Genomic DNA, 21928 nt, shown 5'->3' with positions numbered 1-21928 from the left:
ACAACTCAGTGCGCAACGGGCTGGATCTCGGAGTTCGGTTGCGGTTCCACACGGGCGGTGACCCCCCACCGGGCGAGCAGGTCCTGCATGATCGGCACCGCAGTACTGGCGCCGGGCGACGCACCGAGCAGGCCCGCGATGGTGCCGTCCGCGCCCGTGACGAGCTCAGTGCCCTGCTGCAGCACGCCGACGCGGCGCGGGTCCGGCGTCACGAGCTGCGCCCGCTGACCGGCGGGGATGAGTTCCCACTGCGCCGGGTCGGCAGCCGGGTAGAACCGTTGCAGCTGCGCGAACTTCGCCCGCCTGCTCGCCGCGAGTTGGGCGATCAGGTACCGCACCAGGCCCAGGTTCTGCAGCGCGGCAGCGGCGACGACGTGCAGATTGCCGGGCCGGAGCGTGGTGAAGAAGTCGGTGAGCCGGCCGCGCTTGAGCAGCTTCGTGCTGAACGTGGCGTACGGGCCGAACAGGAGGTGGTCGGCACCGTCGACGTACCGGCGGTCCAGGTGCGGCACCGACATGGGCGGCGCGCCGATCTCCGCCTGCCCGTACACCTTCCCGTCGAGGCGGCGCGCGACCTCGGGGTCCGAGCACCGCAGGAACGCGGCCCCCACCGGGAGCACCGCGTAGCCGCGGACCTCCGGCAGGCGGGCGCTCTGCAGCAGCCGCAGGGCCTTGCCGCCGGCGCCCACGAACACGCGCCGCGTACGGATCGCGAAGCGGCCCTCGGGCCCCTTACCTCGCACCGTCCAGCCCGCGAGGGTCCGGCGCAGGCCCGTCACCTCGTGGCCGAAGCGCACCTCGCCGCCGGCCTCGGTGACGATCGCCGTGAGCCCACGTGTCAGCGCGCCGAAGTCGACGTCGGTGCCGCCGGGATGGCGCGTGGCCGCCATGCGGCCCCACATCGACTCCGAGCCGCGGCCCTCCATGACCAGCGGCGCCCACTGCCGGATCGTCTCGGGGTTCTCCGTGTACTCCATCGCCGCGAACTCCGGGTGTGCGCGCAGGGTCTCGTACCGCTGCCGGAGGTAGGCCATGTCGCGCTCGCCGAAGACCACGTCGAGGTGCGGGGTCGGGTGCAGGAATCCACCGTCGAGGCGACCGTCCGCCACGAGGCCGTCCCACCAGGCGCGGGTGCGCCCGAACTGCTCGACCATCGACAGGGGCTTGGCGGCGTCGGCCGGGTCGGGCATGTAGTTGAGCTCGCAGAAGCCGGTGTGCCCGGTGCCGGCGTTGTTCCACGGCCCGCTGCTCTCGGTGGCGAGCGCGTCGGCGCGCTCGAGGAGCAGGATCCGCCAGTCGGGCCGCTCCTGGGCGAGCATCGCGCCGAGCGTGGCGGACATGATGCCGCCGCCGATCAGGACGACGTCGGCGTCGAACGCCGGGGTGGAGTGCGTGACCATCGGATCCTCCTCGTGTGGGGTGTCGAGGTCCAGCATCGGCCGCCCACGACTCATCCGTCCAATGAGGAATCGCGGGGATATGATCCGAATATGGATCACTGGTTGAGCCTCCTCGCGCCGCAGCTCCACGCCCTCGCGGCCCTCGCGGCGCACGACGGGCACATGACCCGCGCCGCGGCCGCCCTCGGCATCCCGCAGTCGTCCATGAGCCGTCGGATCCACGCCCTCGAGGCCGATCTGAAGACGCCGCTGCTCGTACACGCCGGGCGCACCGTGCACCTGACCGTCGCGGGCGAGGAGCTGGCCCGCCGCATCCGGGAGCCCCTGCGCGAGCTGGGGCTCGCCGTCGACGCCGTGGTCGGCGAGGGCGACGGCGAGCACGGCACCGTCCGGTTCGGCTTCCCCCTCACCATGGGCTCCGGCCGGCTCCCGGATCTGCTCTCCGCGTTCCGCCACGCGCATCCCGGGATCACCGTGACCCTCAAGCAGGGACACGGTTCCGAGCTCGTCCGCGACCTCGAGACCGGCGTACTGGACCTCGCCGTCACCATCCCACCGCCGGAGCGGCTGCCGCACACCGTGATCGGCTCCCAGGAGATCCTCGCCGCCCTCCCCCGCACGCACCCGCTCGCAGCCGCCCCGCGGATCCGGCTGGCGCAGCTGCGGTCCGAGACCTTCATCGCCAACCCGCCCGACTACCACCTGCGCGGCAGCACCGAACGCTGGTGCGCCGCGGCCGGGTTCGCGCCGGCGATCGCGGTGGAGGTGACCGAGTTCGCGACGATCCGCGAACTCATCGCCCGCGGACTGGGCGTCGCCCTGCTCCCGCACGACGACCGCGCACCGTCGGGGGTGGTGGAGGTGCCGCTCGCGGGCGAACACCGCCGCGCCATCGCCCTCGCGCGGGCGACGGCCACCCTCGCCCCGGCCACCCGGCACCTGCACGACTTCCTCCTCGAAGCGGCCGGGACGCCGGGACCGTGAGCGGGCCCGCCTAGAGGAGCAGCTTCTTCTGCACCTTGCCCATCGGGTTGCGCGGGAGGTCGTCGACGAAGCGGATCTCGCGGGGGCGCTTGTGCTTCGACAGCGTCTCCCCCACGAACTCGACGATCGCGGCGGCGGCCGCATCGTCGCGCGGACCGTCGGAGACCAGGAAGGCGACCAGGCGCTGCCCGAGGTCGTCGTCGGGGAGGCCGACGACGGCGGCCTCGCGGACGTCGGCGTGGCCCAGCAGCGCGGCCTCGATCTCGCCGGCGCCGACGCGGAAGCCGCCCGTCTTGATGAGGTCGGTCGAGGCGCGGCCGACGATGCGGTGGAAGCCGCTCTCGTCGATGACCGCGACGTCGCCGGTGTCGAACCAGCCGTCGCCCACCCAGGATTCGGCGGTGGCGTCGGGCCGGTTCAGGTACTGCGTCCCGACCATCGGCCCGCGGATCTGCAGCGCGCCGATCGCTTCGCCGTCGTGCGGCGCCTCGTCGCCCGATTCCGCGATGATCCGCGACTCGACGCCGGTGATCGGGAGGCCCACCCAGCCGGGGCGGCGCTCCCCGTCGACGCGGGCGCTCACGGTGATGAGGGTCTCCGTCATGCCGTAGCGCTCGATGATCTCGTGGCCGGTGAGCTCGCGGATCCGCTCGAAGACGGGCGCGGGGAGCGGCGCGCTGCCGGAGATGAGGACCCGGGCGTCACGCAGTGCCGCAGCGGATTCCGGATCGCGCGCGATGCGGGACCAGACGGTGGGCACGCCGAAGTACATCGTGCCGCCCGCGGCCGCGTACGCCTCGGGGGTCGGCTTGCCGGTGTGCACCAGCGGGCTGCCGACGCGGAGCGGGCCGAGGACGCCGAGGATGAGGCCGTGGACGTGGAACAGCGGGAGGCCGTGCACGAGGGTATCGTTCGCGGTCCAGGCCCACGCGTCGGCGAGCCCGTCGATGCACGCGGCGATGGCCTCCCGGCGGATCGGGACGCCCTTCGGCGCACCGGTCGTGCCCGAGGTGTACATCAGGAGCGCGGTCGCGGCCGCGGGCGGTTCCGGCAGCGCGTGCCAGCCGCGGGCGTGCTCGCGGACCGGGACCGCGGGCAGGCCGTGCGGGTCCTGCGGGGTCGCGCCGAGCCACGCCTGGGCGCCCGAATCCGTGAGCACGTGGGCGATCTCGGCGGTCCCCGAGTCCGGCGGCACGGGCACGACGGGGACGCCCGCGCGGAGGCCGCCGACGATCGCGATGACGGTGGCGAGCGTCGGCTCGGCCCACACGGCGACGGGGCCGCGCACGCCGAGGCCGTTCAGCCGCTCGGCGACGGCCGTGGTGGCACCGATCAGCTCGGTCCGGGTCAGGGTGCGCCCGCCGACGGTGACGGCCGGCTCACCGTCGGAGCCGGGCGGGACGGGCGTGATCGTGTGCGGCAGCAGCATGGCCCCAGCCTAGGCGGGACGCCGCCGCCCGGCGTCGCCCCGGGTGATGCCGTGGTCAGGCGGCGCGGTACTGCAGGCGGGCGTCGAACGCCGCCTCGAGGAACAGCGTGGTGATCTGGACGGCCTGCGCGCTCTCGGGCGTCGCGCCGGCGAGCACGGGGAAGGCGTGCACGCCGCCCTGATACAGGTGCAGGTCGCAGGGCCTGCCCGCGCGGTCGAGGCGCTCGTGCAGGCGCTCGGCGTCGATGCGCAGCATCTCATCGGTACAGGCGATGACGAGCGCCGGCGGGAACGCCGAGGGCTCGATCTCGGTGGCGTCGTCGTGGCCGCGGAACGCGACCGGCCCACGGTCGAAGAAGTCCCGGAGCCCGGCGAGCTTGCCCGCGGTGAGGTAGGCGTCGTCGATGTCGTGCCGCGGGTCGTCGTCGGTGACGGTCGGCGTCAGCAGCGGCGAGAAGCCGAAGTACGCGGCCGGGGTGCGCACCGCATCGAGGTAGGCCAGCTCGACCACCTTGGCGGAGATGTAGCCGCCCGCGGAGTCGCCGCCCACGGCGACCTGCCGGTAGCGCCCGGAGTCCGTGACGGCCCGGTACACGCGGTAACCGTCGTCGACGGAGGTGCCGACGCCCACGGCGGGCGCTGGCGGTAGTCGACGTTGAAGACGGTGACGCCCAGGGTCCGCGCGAGGGCGGCGGCGACGCGGCGGTGCGTGCTCGGCCCACCGGCGAGGAAGGCGCCGCCGTGGTAGTAGCAGATCGCGACGTCGGGCCGGAGGTCGCCCGCGGTCGGCACGAGTCGCTCCACGGGCACGCCGGCGAGCTCGATCCGCTCCACCTCGACATCGGTCGGCATCCACCCGATGAGGTTCGCGAGGCCCTCGCCCAGGGCGAGCGGCGCGAACGACCACGTCCGCACCGGGTAGAGCGCGATCAGGGGCTTGAGCAGCAGGCGCGCGCCCGCGATGGCCAGCGCCGACTGAACGCTCACGCCGCGATGCTCGGTGACCGACATCATCGTCTCCTCTCGCCCGGTCCGCGGAGGACCGAACAGAACCGGTTCAGACTAGGCCGATGCACCCGATAGATCCAGCGAATCCGCCTATCAGCGCCCTCGGCGTGTCCCGGTCCGCGCGGCGCAGGCGGCCGTGACGCGCGTCACGGGCCGTTACCCGGAGATCCCGGTCCGTTCCACGCCCGCAGCGATCCATCGCTGCGCTACCAGGAAGAACGCCAGGAGCGGGGCGATCGATACCAGGGCGGCCGCGAACATGGCGGGTACGTTCACCGACTGCGCCGTGATGTAGCTCGACAGCACCAACTGCACCGTCCAGGACTGCGGGTCCTGCCCGATCACGAGCGGCCAGAGGAACGCGTTCCAGCTCCCGACGAAGGTGATGGTGGCGACGGCGGCCGTCACCGGCCCGGCCCCGGGCAGCGCGATGGCGCGGAAGATCCGGGCGGGCCCGGCCCCGTCGAGCACGGCGGCCTCCTCGAGCTCCCGGGGAAGGCCCAGGAAGTGCTGGCGGAAGAGGAAGACCGCCGTGGCCTGGAACAGGCCCGGCACGACCAGCCCCTGCAGGGACGACACCCAGCCGAGCGTGGACACCATGACGAAGGTCGGGACGAAGGTGACCGCCGCGGGGACGAGCAGGGTCACGAGCACGACCGCGAAGACCCGCCCCGCGTACGCCACCCGGATGCGGGCGAAGGCGTAGCCGGCGGGCAGGGCGACGGCGACGGTGCCGACCGTCTGCAGCACGGCCACCGCCGTCGAGTTGAGGAGCGCCCGGGCGAGCGGGCGCGCGTCGTCGGAGAACACCTGCCGGAAGGCGTCGCCGTCGGGGCGGCGCGGCAGCCAGTCCCCCGTCGCGACGTCCATGGACGTGCCGAGCGCGCCGCGGGCCAGCAGGTACAGCGGCAGCAGGAACAGCGCCGCGAGCCCGGCGAGCAGGACGTACCTCCCCACGCGGGCGGCGCCCGGCCCGCTCATCGCGCGTCCCGCGTGCGGAACAGCCCGGTGAACCGGCCCTGCGCGAGGGCGACGACCACGATCAGCGCCGTGAGCAGCACCCCACCCGCGCCGCCGTGCCCGAAGTCCTGGCCGTCGCCCACCGCGACGTAGTAGAGGTAGACCAGCGGCGGGCGGGCGTAGGGCGGATACCCCTGTGCCGTGGCCATCACGCCGTAGAACTCGTCGAAGGCCTGGAAGGCGTTGACCGTCGCCAACAGGAGCACCGCGACGGAGACGGCGCGCAGCTGCGGCAGGGTTATCCGCGCGAACGTCGTCCACGCGGAGGCGCCGTCGAGGGCGGCCGCCTCGTACAGGTGCCGCGGCACGCGCTGCAGGGCCGCGAGGAACAGGATCATGTAGAAGCCGAGCTGGAGCCACAGGCGCAGCGTGACCAGCACCAGCCAGTACCACGGCGGATCCACCACCGACAGCCACGCGACCGGCTCGACGCCCACCGCGCGCAGCGCCGTGTTCGCGACGCCGGTCGGCACGCCGGGGAAGATCGAGCCGCGCCAGATCAACGACGCGGCGACGTAGCTGCACGCCAGCGGCAGGAAGAACACCGACCGGAAGAACGCCTGGAACCGGCGCACGCCGTTGACCAGCACCGCCAGCGCGAGCGAGCCGGCGAAGGTCAGCGGCACGACGATCGCCGCGAAGACGACGAACGTGACCAGGCTCGAGCGGAAGGCGGGGTCCGCCAGCATGTCCCGGTAGTTCTCCAGCCCCACGAACTCGGTCGGCGTCACCGTGTTGTGCGCGTCGAACAGGCTCAGCCAGACGCTCCAGCCGATGGGGACGAGCACGAAGACCGCGAGGCCCGCGAGGAAGGGCCCCGTCATCAACCAGAACCTGAGGTGCGGCGAGTCGCGCCACGTCCCGCCGGCTTCGGGGGCGTCGCGGGCGGGGGCGTTGCGGACGGGCATCAGCGCGGGAACCGCTCGAGTTCCTTCTCGACGACCGATGCGACCGAGCGCAGTTCCGCCATCGGCTCGGCACCGCCCCGGATCACCCGGTCGAGCGCGTCGCGGTACGCGGTGGCGCTCCGCGGCGTCCACAGCAGCGGCGTCTGCGGCCGCCCGACGGTGTTCACCAGGTCGGCGGCCTCGTTGTACAGGCCCGTCGCCAGCTTCGTGGCCTGCGGGACGAGCGAGCGGCGGGCCGGGACGTGCAATCCGTAGGCCTGCGCCCAGTCGAGCTGCAGGTCGGTGCGCGTGACCCAGAGCCACTGCACGAACTTCTTCGCGCGCTCGACGTCGCCGCGGGCGTTGACGACGGTGCCGTACGCCCCGAAGGGCACGCTCGGGGCGCCGTTCGCCCCGATCGCCGGGAACGGCCGCACGCCGATGTCGTCGCCCAGGGCCGCCCGGATCGCGGGCAGCGCCCACAGGCCGGTCCACTGCATGGCCGTCTGCCCCGCGATGAGCGCGCCGGGATCGGCCCAGTCCTGCGGCGCGCCCAGCAGCAGGTCCCCTGAGGTGAACAGGCCGCGCATGGTCCGCAGGCCGGCCGCCACGTCCTCGTCGACGAAGCCCGGCTTGTGGTCCGGCGTGAGGTAGTCGCGGCCGGAGGACCAGAGCAGCACGCCGCCGAGCACGTCCGCGCCGCCGTTGTTGCCGAGGAAGAGCCCCTTGACGGTGCCGCGGTTCAGCGCCCGCGCAGCCGACACCAACTCGTCGAGCGTGCGCGGCGGCACCACGCCCGCCTGGTCGAGCATCGACTTCCGGTAGACCAGCAGCTGGGTGTCGGTGACCTGCGGGATGCCGTAGACCCGGCCGTCATGGGTCATCCGGTCGAGCAGGGCAGGGGTGAAGTCGGAGCGGGCGTCGCCGAGCAGGTCGGTGAGGTCGGCGACCTGCCCCGAGGTGATCATGTCGATCGTGGGCCCGTTGGCGAACTCGAAGACGTCGGGTCCGTCGCCGCTGACCAGCGCCGACGAGACCTTCTGGTCGTAGTCGCCCGGGAACGAACTGACCCGCACGCCGCCGTCCGGGTAGTCGCGGGCGTAGCGCGCGAGCGCCTCCGGCGCACCCTGCTCGCCGTACTGGTGGAACCAGGCGCGCAGATCGCCCCGGGATCCGCCGCGTCCGGTGTCGCCGCCGCACGCCGCGAGCGCGCCCGCGAGCGTCAGGCCGCCGAGGCCCGCCAGCACCGCGCGACGGGACACACCATAGTCAGACACGGGGTAAGTATCGCAAACCTACGGAACCTGTGCGGGGCCGGGAACCGGGCCGCGTCAGAACAGCGCGCCCGCGAGGTCGCGGCGCGCCGCCGACACCACGGGATCGGCGGGGTCGAAGAGCTCGAAGAGCTCGAGCAGGCGGGTGCGCAGCGCCGACCGGTCGTCGCCCGCCGTGACGCGGATCCCGGCGATGAGCCGGTCGAAGGCGCCCTTCGGCGAGCCGGTGAGGAGCTCCTCGTCGGCGGCGGCCAGTGCCAGCGCGACCTTCTCCTCGCCCGTCGCGCCCGTCGCCGCGTCGGCCCGGTCGATCGCCCCGGGCTCACCGCGAGTGGCGCGCGCGAAGAAGGCCATCTGCTTGACCGCAGCGGCCGCCTCGGCATCGCCCGGGTTCGCGTGCAGGATCGCCTCGTAGGCCGCGCGGGCGCCCTCGTAGTCGCCGTCGGCCGCGAGCTGCTCCGCGGCGTCGCGCCGCGGATCCGACGGGGCCTCCCCCGTCGCCGCGCCGCCACCGCCGCCGAACTCGGGCGGGAGCTGCGCGAGGACGTCGTCGAGCCACTGCCGCGCGGCCGGCTCCGGCTGCGCCCCGGCGAAGGCCGTGACCGCGCGCCCGGCTGCGACCGCGACCACCATCGGCACCGACTGCGCCCCGAAGGCCTGCGCGACGCCCGGCGCACCGTCGACGTCGACCCGGGCCAACGTCCAGCGACCCGCGTCGTCCGCCACGAGCTTCTCGAGCACCGCGGACATCGCCTGGGACTGCTCGCTGTACGACGCCGCCAGCAGCACCACGACCAGCTGGTTCGCGGAGCGGTCGATGACCTCGGCCGGGAAGCTCTGGTCGGTCACGTCGACCACGTCGGGCCCGGGGGCGCCGCCGGCCTCCCCCGCCTCGCCCGACGGTGCCGGGCGGGCCTGCTGCGCGGCCTTCGCCTCCGCCCGGGCCTTGAGGCCCGAGAGGTCGACCGCCCCCGCCATCGCGGCGGCGGTGCGCAGCGCCCGTTCCTGATCCTGCCTGGATGCGCCTCGAGGTGTAGTCACCCCTCCATCTTGGCACGCCCGTCCGGGCGGCCGCCCGCGGCGACCGTGCGGACCGGGAATCAGTGGTAGCGCTGCTGATCCGGGTCGAACCGCCACGAGGTGGGGCCCGGCTCGGGCATACCGGCCGCGGCCAGCGCGCCGCGGCGCGGGCGGTACCAGCTGGTGAGCGGCACCTCGTCGACGATGTGCACGGCGTCGGGGTACTGGCCGTGCCGGCCGGCGAAGGCGTCGCTGATCTCGTCGGCGCTCAGCTCGGCACCGCCGCGCACGGTGACGGCGGCGACGACGCGCGGCGCACCGTCGGCACCGTCGCCCGGCACCTGGTAGACGACGGCCTGCTCGACCTGCCCGAGCTGCTCCAGCACGTCGGTGATCGGGATGGAGTAGACGGGTCCGCGGTCGGTGACGGCGACGGTGCGGACGTCGTCGACCAGCCAGTAGTCGCCGTCCTCGTCGCGCCGGAAGAGGTGGCCCGTGGAGAACCAGGCGTCGCCCGGCCGGAAGACGCCCCGCAGCAGCACGTCCCGGTGCGTGACATCGGGGTCGGCGCGGCCGATGAGCACGCCCACCTCGCCGTCGCCGACCTCCTGCAGGAAGCCGTCGCCGTCCTCGACGAACCGGCCGGAGTCGAAGTAGTAGTCGACGAGCGCCACATCGGCGCTGCCGGGCAGGCGCCGCCCCTTCGCGCCCGGCTTACCGCCCCGCACCTTGGCGAGCACGATCTCGCCCTCGGTGGACGCGTAGAACTCGACCACCTGCGCGTCGAAGGTCTCACCGACGCGGCGCGAGAGCTCCGCCGACATGCCGGAGCCGATGAAGGCGCGCACCGGGTGGTAGCGCGGGATCTCCAGGCCGGGGGTGTCGAGCACCGCGCGCATGAGGTTCCAGGTGTAGCAGACGACGGTGACCCCGTACCGCTGCACCTCGACCATGAACCGGTCCGGGTCGAAGTCGCGGGTGAGCGCGATCCGGGAGCCGCCGGCGAGCGCGCCGCCGAGGCTGGTCATCAGGCCCGAGCTGTGGCTGAGCGGCGTGAGGCAGTAGACGGTGTCGCTCTGCGAGAGGCGCGCCGCCGAGGCGGTGCCGAAGGCGGAGAGAGCCCACCGGCCGTTCGTGACCCGCTTGGCCCGGAGGCGTCCGCCGACCTCGGAGAACATGACGAAGGCGAGGTCGCGGCCGAGGCCCGCGTCGGGCCGGTACCAGCGCGGGATGCGGACGTTGTCCGGGTCGACCTGCTCCAGGTCGACGAGTTCCGCCCCGAGGTCCTGCCGCGCGGCGCCCGGCCGGTCGCGGCGGTCACCGCCGCCGACCACGAGGACCCGCTCCGCGACGGCCGCGGCGTCCTCCGCGTGCTCGGGGTCGGTCAGCACCGAGGTCGCCTCGCCCAGCCGCAGCGCCGCGGCGTAGTCGGTGCCCGGCGGCAGCAGTACCGCGACCGCGCCGAGCCGCGACAGCGCGGCCATGGCGACCAGCGCCGACGGGCGGGTGTGCATGAGCACGCCCACGTGCTCGCCCTGGCGGACCCCGACCTGGATGAGGCCGCTGACGACGCGGTCGATCCGCTCGTTCACCGAATGCTTCGTGTGCACGCGGTCCTCGTAGAGGAAGAGCTCGCCGTGCGGGTCGGCCGCCGCCTGCTCGGCGAGCAGCTTGCCGAGCGAGACCTGGGTGTGCGCCTGCAGCTGCCCGAGCCGGGCCAGCTTCGGGAGGCCACGGGTCACCTCGCGGGCGACGGCGGAGGCGCCGGCGGCGGCGCCCGAGGCCGCGTCGAGCACGTCGCGCGCGGCCACGAAGCCGACGGTGGCGATGCCGCCCAGGCCCGCGACGAGCGGGTTGACGCCGACGTCGCGGCCGTCGTCGGGCTGCATCACGGCGACGTTCTCCGGTTGCGGGCCGCGGCCCTCCAGCCAGTTGATCCACTGCGTGACCGTCGGATAGGTGACCGCGCCCGCCGAACTGCCGACGACGAGCCCGAAGTGGCCGGCCGAGACCTGCGCCTCGTAGACCTTCGCCTTCGGCGCGGCCTGCAGGATGCCGCGGACGGCGCTGGGCCGGCCGATCTGGTCGGAGAGGCCGACGAAGGCGAGCACGGGGCTGGTGATGGACGCGAGGGAGACGGCGTCGCCGTCGATCGCGAAACCGCCCGTGAGCATGCGGTTGTGCACGACGAACTGCTTGAGCAGGTCGGCGACCGCGGGCCCGGCGTAGGCGACCCAGCCGTCGGCCTCGAGGAACCGGCGCTGGTCCTCGCGCGGGAGCAGGGCGTCACGGTCGTGCAGCTGGCGGACGAAATCGAGGCGCGAGCGGACGGCCTTCACCGGGTTGAGCATCTCGAAACCGCGCTGCACCATCCAGCTGGGCAGGTAGAAGCGGTTGAAGACGTGGTCGGCGACGAACTCTGCGCCCTTGTTGACCAGGGCGGGCGGGGCGCCCAGGGGCAGGCCCGCGGAGATGTCCACGGGGCTGCCGAAGGTCACCAGGCTCGCGATGGACCGTGACTGCCGGTAGGCGGCCACCTGGTAGCAGAACATGCCGCCCTGGGAGTAGCCGCCGATGTGGACGTCGCGGCCGCGGACCGCCGCGACCTGGTCGATGGCCTTCGAGATGGCGACGACGTGGTCGGCGAGGTTGCGCTCGAGGCCGCCCTCCTCGCGGTCGGGGGCGCCGAAGTCGATGACCCACGGATCGAGGCCGGCGCGGTGCAGGACCGAGACGGCGCCGTTGGTCTCGGTGACATCGAAGACGTTGGCGTCGACCATCATCGGCGGCACCAGCAGGATCACCGGCCGGTCGTCCACCGCGGGCGCCGGCGCGCGGTCCGCGAAGTAGCGGCGGAGCCGGTACATCGGCGAGCGCTCGACGACCGCGAACTGCGAGGGCTTCGCCCCGGTCTCCAGGCCGCCCTGCGTGAGCACCTCGAAGCCGTTGCGCGCCGTCGCCGTCAGGCGGTTCACCGACGCCTCGAGCGCCTTCGCGCCGGGCAGCCCGCCCAGGATGTCCACCATGTGCCCCACCTCTCCACAGCTTCCGTCAGCGAGTCAACGTACCGGCAGGCGGGGCGTCACGGCGTCCTAACCGCCGATCGCGTCGGCAGGTGCGGCCTTCCCGGCCGCCGCCGCGGCGGCGGGGGCGTCGAGCTTGCCGGCGCGCTGCGCCCACACCTCGAAGACGACGGAGCAGAAGGGCAGGACGGTGGCGAGCAGGCCGAGCGCCAGGGTCTTGACGTCCCACTTGCGGGCGTACGCGGCGGCCAGGGTCAGCACGACCAGCACCATGAAGACGATGCCGTGGGTCATGCCGGGCTTGGCGACGGCCTCTTCGTTGCCGCCGACCCACTTGCCGTACATGCCGATCAGCAGCCACACCCAGGTGAGCGCCTCGGCGAAGGCGACGACCTTGAAGGCCGTGATGATCTTGGACGCGAGGGATTCGTTCATCGGATTCGTGATCTCTACTTCCCGGGGACGGTGATGATGAGCGCGTCGCCCTGGCCGCCGGCGCCGCACAGGCCGGCGGCGCCGGTGCCGCCGCCGCGGCGGGCGAGCTCGAGCGCGAGGTGCAGGACGATGCGGGCGCCGGACGCACCGAGCGGGTGGCCGATGGCGATCGCGCCGCCGTCGACGTTCACCTTGTCGGCGTCGACGCCGAGGTCGGCGGTGGAGGCGAGGCCGACGGCCGCGAAGGCCTCGTTGATCTCGAGCAGGTCGAGGTCACCGGGCGTGATGCCCTGCTTCTCGCAGGCCTTCTTGATGGCGTTCGAGGGCTGGTGCTGCAGCGAGGAGTCCGGGCCGGCGACGACGCCGTGCGCCCCGATCTCGGCGAGGTAGTCCAGGCCCAGCTCCTGCGCCTTGCTCTTGCGCATCACGACGACGGCGACGGCACCGTCGGTGAGCTGCGAGGCGTTGCCGGCGGTGATGCTGCCGTCCTTGGCGAAGGCGGGGCGCAGCTTGGCGAGGGACTCGGCGGTGGTGTCGCCGCGGACGCCCTCGTCCTCGGTGACGCGGATCGGCTCGCCGCGGCGCTGCGGGATCTCGACGGGCACGACCTCGTCGGCGAACTTGCCGGCGGCCCACGCCTCGGCGGCCTTGCGGTGCGAGTCGGCGGCGAAGACGTCCTGCTCCTCGCGGGAGTAGGTGACGGTGTCCGTGGTGTTGAGCTGCTCGGTGAGGCCGCCCATCGGCTGGTCGGTGAAGACGTCGTGCAGCCCGTCGTAGGCGGTGTGGTCGAGCATCTCGACACTGCCGTACTTGTGGCCCTCGCGGCTGCCCGTGAGGATGTGCGGCGCCTGCGTCATCGACTCCTGGCCGCCGGCCACGACGACCTCGTACTCGCCGGCGCGGATCAGCTGGTCGGCCAGGGCGATGGCGTTGATGCCCGACAGGCACATCTTGTTGATGGTCAGCGTCGGCACGTCCCACGGCACACCGCCCGCGATCGCGGCCTGGCGGGCGGGCATCTGCCCGGCGCCGGCGGTGAGGACCTGGCCCATGATCACGTAGTCGATCGTCTGCGGGTCGACGCCGCTCTTCTCCAGCGCGCCGCGGATGGCGACGGCGCCGAGATCCGTGCCCGACTGCGACTTGAGCGCGCCGAGCAGCTTGCCGAAGGGCGTCCGAGCGCCGGCGACGATGACCGTGGGGTCCTGATGGGGTGCGGACGGGGCCACTTCGTTCCTCCTAGTGGGCAGGGGTCTTCCACCTCAAAGCTACATTCGAGGCATGACAGAGAGCCAATCGCGACAAACAGATCACACCGCCCACGGCGAGCACCCCGCCGCGCACGCCGTTCCCGCCGAATACCTGCTGGGCATCGACCACGTCGGCGTCGCGGTGTCCGATTTCGACGCGGCCCTCGAGTGGTACGCCCGCGTCCTGGGCATGGTGTGCACGCACGAGGAGATCAACGAGGCGCAGGGCGTCCGCGAGGGCATGCTCTCCCCCGCCTCGCTCCTGGCGGCCGACGGCGCACCGTCGAGCGCGGCCCAGCTGCAGGTCCTCGCCCCGCTGACCCCCGAGTCGACCATCGCGAAGTTCCTCGACCGCAACGGCCCGGGCATGCAGCAGCTGGCCTACCGCGTCTCGGACCTCGCGGCGGTCACCGCGCACCTGCAGGAACAGGGCGTGCGCCTCCTGTACGACGCCCCCCGCAACGGCACGGCCGGCTCGCGGATCAACTTCCTGCACCCGAAGGATGCCGGCGGCATCCTCGTGGAGCTGGTCGAACCTGCATCCTGACCGCGACCGGCCCATATTTCGGACCTTTTGCGACTGCTGACGCCGCGTGCCCGGGCCGTCCACGTACCATTCGGAGCATGGCGAATACGGACAACTCCCCGGGCGGCCCGGCGCCCGCACCGTTCGCGGTGGTCCTGCGTGGGTACGACCGGGACCAGGTCACCGAGCAGTTCCATCGGTACCAGGCCGAGCTGCGGGTTCTCGCCGCCGACCGCGACGCGGCGTCGGCGCACGCGCGCGAGCTGACGGACCTCCTCGACGAGGCGCAGGACGAGATCGACAACCTGCGCCGCGAGGTGGACCGCCTCAGCGTCCCCCCGACGAGCGCCGAGGGCATGAGCGACCGCATCGCCCGCATGATGCGCCTCGCCTCCGACGAGGCCTCGGAGATCCGGGCCGCGGCCGAGAACGAGTCCGCGGAGGTCCGCTCGCTGGCCCGCCAGGAGGCCGAGAGCACGCGTCGCGAAGCGGACCGGCTGCGCTCCGACATGACCGCGCGGCGCGAGGCCATGGAGGCCGAGCACGAGAAGACCATGAGGGACGCGCACGCCGAGGCGGAGCGCATCAAGGCCGAGGCGAAGGCCGAGTCGGAGAAGCTGGCGCAGTCCGCCGCGGAGAACCGCGAGCGCGTCCAGAACGACTTCGACATGGCGATGTCGATGCGTCGCGACAAGGCGATCCGCACGATCACCGAGCTCGAGGACGCCTCGAAGGACGAAGCGCGCGAGCGCATCGATTCGGCGAACGAGCGGGCCGAGCAGACGCTCAACACCGCGAACGCCACGGCGGAGCAGAAGCTCGAGGACACCAACACCCGGATCGCGACGCAGGTGGCGAACGCCCGCCGGATCACCGAGGACATGCAGTCGCTGCGCGCCTCCATCCTCGACCAGCTGGAGACGGTGCGTCGCCAGCTCTCCCTGGTGCCCGAGGCACTCGCGACCGGCGACGGCGAGCCGCAGATCGTCGAGAAGCGGATCGATCCCGCCCCGTTCAACGCCGCACCGGCGCCCAAGGCCGCGCACGTCACCGACGACGCCCCGACCGCTGCGCAGCGCGCGCAGCAGGTCCTGGGCGCCGATGACTTCGCCGCCGACGACGAGGCGGTCACGGAGCAGGTCGCGATCGAGAAGCGCTAGCGGGCCCGCCGGCCGGCCTCCCTGGACCAGCACCCGCGGTGCCAGTGGCGCCGGTCGGCGACGCCCCCGCTCTCGGCCGACGGCCACACCACCACGTGGGCGGTCCCCGTGGGGATCACCTGGTGACACCCGGGACACCGGTAGTCCTTGACGGCGCCCGACCCCGTAACGGTGCGGACCTGGTAGGCCTCGTCACCGACCTCGATGCGCGAACCGAAGCCGCCGGCACTCAGCGGACGATGACCGTCCCGCGCGGCGCTCCGCTTGCGGGAGACGGGCCGGCGGCCCATCAGAACAGCTTGTAGGACGTGTCCTCGGTGCCGCGCAGCACGTCGTAGTCGACGGTGACGCACCGGATGCCGCGGTCCTCCGCGAGCGTGCGGGCCTGGGGCTTGACCTGCTGGGCCGCCAGGATGCCCGTGACGGGCGCGATGAGCGGGTCCCGGTTGAGGAGTTCGAGGTACCGGGTCAGCTGCTCCACGCCGTCGATCTCCGCGCGCCGCTTGACCTCCACGGCGACGGTGCCGCCGTCGGCATCCCGGCACAGCAGGTCGACGGGCCCGATGGCCGTCATGTACTCGCGCCGGATCAGCGTGTAGCCGTCCCCGAAGGTATGGGTGTGCTCGGCGAGGAGTTCCTGCAGGTGCGCCTCGACGCCGTCCTTCACCAGACCCGGATCGACGCCCAGATCGTGGCTGCTGTCGTGCTCGACCTCGCCGATGAGGATGCGGAGCTGCTCCTCGGCCTTGTTCCGGACGATCCACAGCTGGTGTCCCTCGGGCAGGTCCTTGGCGTCCTCGTCCGACGGTGCCGTCTCGAGCCAGCACGGCGGGCTCATCCAGTTGAGGGGCTTGTAGGCGCGGTCGTCGGCGTGGATGCTGACGGAACCGTCGGCCTTCACCAGGATCAGGCGCCGGGCCATCGGGAGGTGGGCGGTGAGCCGGCCCACGTAGTCGACCTGGCATTCGGCAATCACGACACGCACGGGCTCCACCTTACGGCACGGGTTCGACGGTGCCGCGGTCCCCGGGCTCCCCCACCGGCCCCCCGGTCCGCGCCGTGCGCGGGACGCCCGAGACCCCCGTACCGTACCCGGACACGAAAAGGACCCCCGCGTCGGGAGCATTTCTGCTCACCGACCCGAGGGTCTTCTCCTGTATCTAATTTTAGTCCGGCGGTGTCCTACTCTCCCACACCCTCGCGAGTGCAGTACCATCGGCGCTGGAGGGCTTAGCTTCCGGGTTCGGAATGGAGCCGGGCGTTTCCCCTCCGCTATGGCCGCCGTAACACTGCGAAACAACACATGTGTGCTGTCTCAGACATTGCATAGTGGACGCGAACCAGACAGGATCTGGTTTCTGTTTGTTACACGCTTACATTCTGTGAGCTACGTGCTCGTTTTGGCGAATGTTATGTGTGTGGTAAGCCCTCGACCGATTAGTACCAGTCACCTACACGCATTACTGCGCTTCCAGTTCTGGCCTATCAACCCCATAGTCTGTAGGGGGTCTTACCCACTCAAGGTGGTGAGAAACCTAATCTTGGAACAGGCTTCCCGCTTAGATGCTTTCAGCGGTTATCCCTTCCGAACGTAGCCAACCAGCCGTGCTCCTGGTGGAACAACTGGCACACCAGAGGTTCGTCCGTCCCGGTCCTCTCGTACTAGGGACAGCCTTCCTCAAGTTTCTAACGCGCGCGGCGGATAGAGACCGAACTGTCTCACGACGTTCTAAACCCAGCTCGCGTGCCGCTTTAATGGGCGAACAGCCCAACCCTTGGGACCTACTCCAGCCCCAGGATGCGACGAGCCGACATCGAGGTGCCAAACCATCCCGTCGATATGGACTCTTGGGGAAGATCAGCCTGTTATCCCCGGGGTACCTTTTATCCGTTGAGCGACACCGCTTCCACTTGCCGGTGCCGGATCACTAGTCCCGACTTTCGTCCCTGCTCGACCTGTCAGTCTCACAGTCAAGCTCCCTTGTGCACTTGCACTCAACACCTGATTGCCAACCAGGCTGAGGGAACCTTTGGGCGCCTCCGTTACATTTTGGGAGGCAACCGCCCCAGTTAAACTACCCACCAGGCACTGTCCCTGAACCAGATCATGGTCCGAGGTTGAGGTATCCAATACGATCAGAGTGGTATTTCAACAACGACTCCACGAACACTGGCGTGCCCGCTTCACAGTCTCCCACCTATCCTACACAAACCGAACCGAACACCAATACCAAGCTATAGTGAAGGTCCCGGGGTCTTTTCGTCCTGCCGCGCGTAACGAGCATCTTTACTCGTACTGCAATTTCGCCGAGTCTGTGGTTGAGACAGCAGAGAAGTCGTTACGCCATTCGTGCAGGTCGGAACTTACCCGACAAGGAATTTCGCTACCTTAGGATGGTTATAGTTACCACCGCCGTTTACTGGGGCTTAAATTCTCAGCTTCGCCTTACGGCTAACCGGTCCTCTTAACCTTCCAGCACCGGGCAGGCGTCAGTCCATATACATCGTCTTACGACTTCGCATGGACCTGTGTTTTTAGTAAACAGTCGCTTCTCTCTGGTCTCTGCGACCCCACACAGCTCACGGAGTAAATCCGGTCACCATGCGAGGTCCCCCTTCTCCCGAAGTTACGGGGGCATTTTGCCGAGTTCCTTAACCACAGTTCTCTCGATCTCCTTGGTATTCTCTACCTGACCACCTGTGTTGGTTTGGGGTACGGGCCACATCAGATCTCGCTAGAGGCTTTTCTCGGCAGCATAGGATCATGGAATTCACCGCAACGGCTACGCATCACCTCTCAGGCTGGATGAGATCCGGATTTGCCTAGATCTCGCCCTACAGGCTTACACCAGTACAACCACTGACTGGCCCCACTACCTTCCTGCGTCACCCCATCGCTTGACTACTACCAGCCGAGGTCCCGTGCATCCACCAGCTCGTCACCCGAAGGTGATCTCGCGGCTTCAGGACGGTTAGTACAACTGATTCATCAGGGGCGATCTGACACGGGTACGGGAATATCAACCCGTTGTCCATCGACTACGCCTGTCGGCCTCGCCTTAGGTCCCGACTCACCCTGGGAGGATTAACCTAGCCCAGGAACCCTTGGTCATCCGGAGGACACGTTTCTCACGTGTCATTCGCTACTCATGCCTGCATTCTCACTCGCACAGCCTCCACAACTAGGTCACCCTGCTGCTTCTACGGCTGCACGACGCTCCCCTACCCACCCACAGTCAAAACTGTGAGTGCCGCGGCTTCGGCGGTGTACTTGAGCCCCGCTACATTGTCGGCGCCCAGCCACTAGACCAGTGAGCTATTACGCACTCTTTCAAGGGTGGCTGCTTCTAAGCCAACCTCCTGGTTGTCTTCGCGACCGGACATCCTTTTCCACTTAGTACACGCTTAGGGGCCTTAGCCGGCGATCTGGGCTGTTTCCCTCTCGACTACGAAGCTTATCCCCCGCAGTCTCACTGCCACGTTCTCACTTACCGGCATTCGGAGTTTGGCTGACGTCAGTAACCTGTGAGGGCCCATCGGCCATCCAGTAGCTCTACCTCCGGCAAGAAACACGTGACGCTGCACCTAAATGCATTTCGGGGAGAACCAGCTATCACGGAGTTTGATTGGCCTTTCACCCCTACCCACAGCTCATCCCCTCAGTTTTCAACCTAAGTGGGTTCGGGCCTCCACAACATCTTACTGCTGCTTCACCCTGGCCATGGGTAGATCACTCCGCTTCGGGTCCAGACCCGGCGACTCAAACGCCCTATTCGGACTCGCTTTCGCTACGGCTACCCCCAGACGGGTTAACCTCGCCACCGAGCACTGACTCGCAGGCTCATTCTTCAAAAGGCACGCCATCACCCCACAACGAGGGCTCTGACGGATTGTAAGCACACGGTTTCAGGTACTATTTCACTCCCCTCCCGGGGTACTTTTCACCTTTCCCTCACGGTACTTGTCCGCTATCGGTCGCAAGGTAGTATTCAGGCTTACCGGGTGGTCCCGGCAGATTCACAGCAAATTCCACGGGCTCGCTGCTACTCGGGTATTCATCACAACAGGCACCACGTTTTCAGTTACGGGACTCTCACCCTCTCCGGCGGACCATTCCAGGCCACTTCACCTAACATGACACTTTCTTACTGCTGTCCAGCCAGGTAGAGCTGGAAAGATGAACCCCACAACACCACACACACAACCCCTACCCGGTATCACATGTGCATGGTTTAGCCTCATCCGCTTTCGCTCGCCACTACTCACGGAATCACTATTGTTTTCTCTTCCTGAGGGTACTGAGATGTTTCACTTCCCCTCGTTCCCTCCACACCGTCTATATATTCAACGGCGGGTAACACCACATGACTGGTGCTGGGTTTCCCCATTCGGAAATCCTCGGATCACAGCTCGGTTGACAGCTCCCCGAGGCATATCGCAGCCTCCCACGTCCTTCATCGGCTCCTTGCGCCAAGGCATCCACCGTGCGCCCTTAGACACTTACAACACACAAAACACACACCAAACCCGAAACAACCGAAGCCATCACAAATCCGATGCGCCCTTCATGACATCAAGCGCCAAAAAAAACACAACAAAATGCTTACACAGAAACATGTAAAATTACAGAAACAAAAACCACTCCACCAGATACAAACGATCCGGCATCATGGTTGATGCTCGCGTCCACTATACAATTCTCAAACAACACACACCACCACACCGCCACCCACCCACACCCCGAAAGGCCATGGTACGTGAGCGCTGACGCGCAGCAGCAACAGAAAGGACGTGTCCTCTCAGACACCCAACAGTGTGCCGACGAAACCCCACCCACCGGACAAGCCGGCCAGCAGGCAATAAGAATTACCGTGTCAGTGTTCCACCCAATAATATGAGCGACCGCCAAACCACAGTCGGGTTTGAAACGGCACTAAATGCTCCTTAGAAAGGAGGTGATCCAGCCGCACCTTCCGGTACGGCTACCTTGTTACGACTTCGTCCCAATCGCCAATCCCACCTTCGACAGCTCCCTCCCACAAGGGGTTAGGCCACCGGCTTCGGGTGTTACCGACTTTCATGACGTGACGGGCGGTGTGTACAAGGCCCGGGAACGTATTCACCGCAGCGTTGCTGATCTGCGATTACTAGCGACTCCGACTTCATGGGGTCGAGTTGCAGACCCCAATCCGAACTGAGACGCGCTTTAAGGGATTCGCTCCACCTCACGGTATCGCAGCCCTCTGTACGCGCCATTGTAGCATGTGTGAAGCCCTGGACATAAGGGGCATGATGACTTGACGTCATCCCCACCTTCCTCCGAGTTGACCCCGGCAGTCTCTCACGAGTCCCCACCATTACGTGCTGGCAACATAAGACAAGGGTTGCGCTCGTTGCGGGACTTAACCCAACATCTCACGACACGAGCTGACGACAGCCATGCACCACCTGTATAGAAGGCACAAGGCAAACCGAATCTCTCCGGCGATCCTCTATATGTCAAACCCAGGTAAGGTTCTTCGCGTTGCATCGAATTAATCCACATGCTCCGCCGCTTGTGCGGGCCCCCGTCAATTCCTTTGAGTTTTAGCCTTGCGGCCGTACTCCCCAGGCGGGGTACTTAATGCGTTAGCTACGGCACGGATCCCGTGGAAGGAAACCCACACCTAGTACCCACCGTTTACGGCGTGGACTACCAGGGTATCTAATCCTGTTCGCTACCCACGCTTTCGCTCCTCAGCGTCAGTTACTGCCCAGAGACCCGCCTTCGCCACCGGTGTTCCTCCTGATATCTGCGCATTCCACCGCTACACCAGGAATTCCAGTCTCCCCTACAGTACTCAAGTCTGCCCGTATCGCCTGCAGGCCCGAGGTTAAGCCTCGGGTTTTCACAGACGACGTGACAAACCGCCTACGAGCTCTTTACGCCCAGTAAATCCGGACAACGCTCGCACCCTACGTATTACCGCGGCTGCTGGCACGTAGTTGGCCGGTGCTTCTTCTGTAGGTACCGTCACTTGCGCTTCGTCCCTACTGAAAGAGGTTTACAACCCGAAGGCCGTCATCCCTCACGCGGCGTCGCTGCATCAGGCTTTCGCCCATTGTGCAATATTCCCCACTGCTGCCTCCCGTAGGAGTCTGGGCCGTGTCTCAGTCCCAGTGTGGCCGGTCGCCCTCTCAGGCCGGCTACCCGTCGTCGCCTTGGTAGGCCATTACCCCACCAACAAGCTGATAGGCCGCGGGCCCATCCTGTACCGCAAAAACTTTCCACCAACCCCCATGCAGGAGAAGGTCATATCCGGTATTAGACCCAGTTTCCCAGGCTTATCCCGAAGTACAGGGCAGGTCACCCACGTGTTACTCACCCGTTCGCCACTCGTGTACCCCCGAAAGGGCCTTACCGTTCGACTTGCATGTGTTAAGCACGCCGCCAGCGTTCGTCCTGAGCCAGGATCAAACTCTCCATAAAAAACACTAGAAACCGAAGTTTCAGCATAATCAGGAAATCCTGA

General features: G+C 68.8%; 14 protein-coding genes, 3 rRNA genes and 1 pseudogene. 3 read left to right on the top strand and 15 right to left on the bottom strand.

All coding sequences use genetic code 11. From position 1 onward, the window contains the following. Positions 1 to 5 precede the first annotated feature (5 nt). Entirely contained in the window at positions 6 to 1400 is a 1395-nt protein-coding gene (locus tag BLW32_RS08250) for a malate:quinone oxidoreductase (protein ID WP_231857431.1), read from the bottom strand. 90 nt (positions 1401 to 1490) lie between these two features. On the opposite strand from BLW32_RS08250, the gene BLW32_RS08245 reads away from it, so the two are divergent. Next, entirely contained in the window at positions 1491 to 2384 is an 894-nt protein-coding gene (locus BLW32_RS08245; RefSeq protein ID WP_068742672.1) for a LysR family transcriptional regulator, read from the top strand. A gap of 10 nt (positions 2385 to 2394) precedes the next feature. On the opposite strand, the gene BLW32_RS08240 is transcribed toward BLW32_RS08245, so the two are convergent. The 9 genes and pseudogenes from BLW32_RS08240 to BLW32_RS08200 form a co-directional block, all read right to left on the bottom strand. Continuing rightward, on the bottom strand, positions 2395 to 3813 hold the full coding sequence (locus BLW32_RS08240; RefSeq protein ID WP_139286106.1) for an acyl-CoA synthetase: 1419 nt from the start codon (positions 3811 to 3813) through the stop codon (positions 2395 to 2397). A gap of 55 nt (positions 3814 to 3868) precedes the next feature. Continuing rightward, positions 3869 to 4665 (bottom strand): annotated as a pseudogene (locus tag BLW32_RS28120) (alpha/beta hydrolase). A gap of 312 nt (positions 4666 to 4977) precedes the next feature. Then, on the bottom strand, positions 4978 to 5802 hold the full coding sequence (locus BLW32_RS08230; RefSeq protein ID WP_068526327.1) for a carbohydrate ABC transporter permease: 825 nt from the start codon (positions 5800 to 5802) through the stop codon (positions 4978 to 4980). Next, positions 5799 to 6749 carry a carbohydrate ABC transporter permease gene (locus BLW32_RS08225; RefSeq protein WP_068742674.1) on the bottom strand — a complete coding sequence of 317 codons (951 nt, stop codon included), beginning with the start codon at positions 6747 to 6749 and terminating at the stop codon, positions 5799 to 5801. Before BLW32_RS08225 ends, BLW32_RS08230 begins: the two co-directional genes overlap by 4 nt. Next, positions 6749 to 8005 carry an ABC transporter substrate-binding protein gene (locus BLW32_RS08220; RefSeq protein WP_068742675.1) on the bottom strand — a complete coding sequence of 419 codons (1257 nt, stop codon included), beginning with the start codon at positions 8003 to 8005 and terminating at the stop codon, positions 6749 to 6751. Before BLW32_RS08220 ends, BLW32_RS08225 begins: the two co-directional genes overlap by 1 nt. A gap of 54 nt (positions 8006 to 8059) precedes the next feature. Further along, a complete protein-coding gene (locus BLW32_RS08215) occupies positions 8060 to 9043 on the bottom strand; it encodes a tetratricopeptide repeat protein (protein WP_308044361.1) in 984 nt (327 codons plus the stop codon). A 59-nt stretch (positions 9044 to 9102) separates the two neighbouring features. Further along, positions 9103 to 12048, bottom strand: coding sequence for an AMP-binding protein (locus BLW32_RS08210; protein WP_068526323.1), 2946 nt, complete (start codon positions 12046 to 12048; stop codon positions 9103 to 9105). Between the two features lie 66 nt (positions 12049 to 12114). After that, positions 12115 to 12480 (bottom strand): DUF3817 domain-containing protein, encoded by a 366-nt coding sequence (locus BLW32_RS08205; protein WP_068526322.1) that lies wholly within the window; start codon positions 12478 to 12480, stop codon positions 12115 to 12117. Between the two features lie 14 nt (positions 12481 to 12494). After that, positions 12495 to 13709: an acetyl-CoA C-acetyltransferase gene (locus BLW32_RS08200; protein ID WP_068742676.1), complete on the bottom strand. Its 1215-nt coding sequence runs from the start codon at positions 13707 to 13709 to the stop codon at positions 12495 to 12497. Positions 13710 to 13761: 52 nt separating this feature from the next. Here BLW32_RS08200 and mce point away from each other — a divergent pair, with 52 nt between their 5' ends. Then, positions 13762 to 14277 (top strand): methylmalonyl-CoA epimerase, encoded by a 516-nt coding sequence (gene mce, locus BLW32_RS08195; RefSeq protein ID WP_082791537.1) that lies wholly within the window; start codon positions 13762 to 13764, stop codon positions 14275 to 14277. Between the two features lie 77 nt (positions 14278 to 14354). Further along, the gene (locus tag BLW32_RS08190; RefSeq protein WP_068526320.1) at positions 14355 to 15416 is read left to right on the top strand and encodes a coiled-coil domain-containing protein; all 1062 of its coding nucleotides are present in this window, start codon (positions 14355 to 14357) and stop codon (positions 15414 to 15416) included. Here the strand turns inward: BLW32_RS08190 and BLW32_RS08185 are convergent. The 5 genes from BLW32_RS08185 to BLW32_RS08165 form a co-directional block, all read right to left on the bottom strand. Next, complete coding sequence (locus tag BLW32_RS08185) at positions 15413 to 15706, bottom strand: Rv1322 family protein (protein WP_068742677.1); 294 nt, start codon at positions 15704 to 15706, stop codon at positions 15413 to 15415. The two genes, BLW32_RS08190 and BLW32_RS08185, sit on opposite strands and share 4 nt — an antisense overlap. Then, positions 15706 to 16401 (bottom strand): endonuclease NucS, encoded by a 696-nt coding sequence (gene nucS / locus BLW32_RS08180; protein WP_173677323.1) that lies wholly within the window; start codon positions 16399 to 16401, stop codon positions 15706 to 15708. Before nucS ends, BLW32_RS08185 begins: the two co-directional genes overlap by 1 nt. A 184-nt stretch (positions 16402 to 16585) precedes the next feature. After that, a 5S ribosomal RNA gene (gene rrf / locus BLW32_RS08175) occupies positions 16586 to 16702 on the bottom strand. Between the two features lie 131 nt (positions 16703 to 16833). After that, a 23S ribosomal RNA gene (locus BLW32_RS08170) occupies positions 16834 to 19922 on the bottom strand. Between the two features lie 442 nt (positions 19923 to 20364). Further along, positions 20365 to 21885, bottom strand: a 16S ribosomal RNA gene (locus tag BLW32_RS08165). Together the 16S, 23S and 5S rRNA genes form the textbook arrangement of a ribosomal RNA operon. Positions 21886 to 21928: the final 43 nt, after the last annotated feature.

Origin of the sequence: Tsukamurella tyrosinosolvens (genome assembly GCF_900104775.1) — a bacterium.
Classification (GTDB): Bacteria; Actinomycetota; Actinomycetes; order Mycobacteriales; family Mycobacteriaceae; genus Tsukamurella; species Tsukamurella tyrosinosolvens.
The sequence above is the reverse complement of the archived record's forward strand: the minus strand, read 5'-3'. Positions and strand labels throughout refer to the sequence as shown.

Coding starts and splice junctions, on each gene's coding strand:
- BLW32_RS08240 (WP_139286106.1), bottom strand. CDS start 3,813: ATGCTGCTGCCGCACACGATCACGCCCGTCCCGCCCGGCTCCGACGGT.
- BLW32_RS08230 (WP_068526327.1), bottom strand. CDS start 5,802: ATGAGCGGGCCGGGCGCCGCCCGCGTGGGGAGGTACGTCCTGCTCGCC.
- BLW32_RS08250 (WP_231857431.1), bottom strand. CDS start 1,400: ATGGTCACGCACTCCACCCCGGCGTTCGACGCCGACGTCGTCCTGATC.
- BLW32_RS08210 (WP_068526323.1), bottom strand. CDS start 12,048: ATGGTGGACATCCTGGGCGGGCTGCCCGGCGCGAAGGCGCTCGAGGCG.
- mce (WP_082791537.1), top strand. CDS start 13,762: ATGACAGAGAGCCAATCGCGACAAACAGATCACACCGCCCACGGCGAG.
- BLW32_RS08205 (WP_068526322.1), bottom strand. CDS start 12,480: ATGAACGAATCCCTCGCGTCCAAGATCATCACGGCCTTCAAGGTCGTC.
- BLW32_RS08245 (WP_068742672.1), top strand. CDS start 1,491: ATGGATCACTGGTTGAGCCTCCTCGCGCCGCAGCTCCACGCCCTCGCG.
- BLW32_RS08190 (WP_068526320.1), top strand. CDS start 14,355: ATGGCGAATACGGACAACTCCCCGGGCGGCCCGGCGCCCGCACCGTTC.
- BLW32_RS08225 (WP_068742674.1), bottom strand. CDS start 6,749: ATGCCCGTCCGCAACGCCCCCGCCCGCGACGCCCCCGAAGCCGGCGGG.
- BLW32_RS08185 (WP_068742677.1), bottom strand. CDS start 15,706: ATGGGCCGCCGGCCCGTCTCCCGCAAGCGGAGCGCCGCGCGGGACGGT.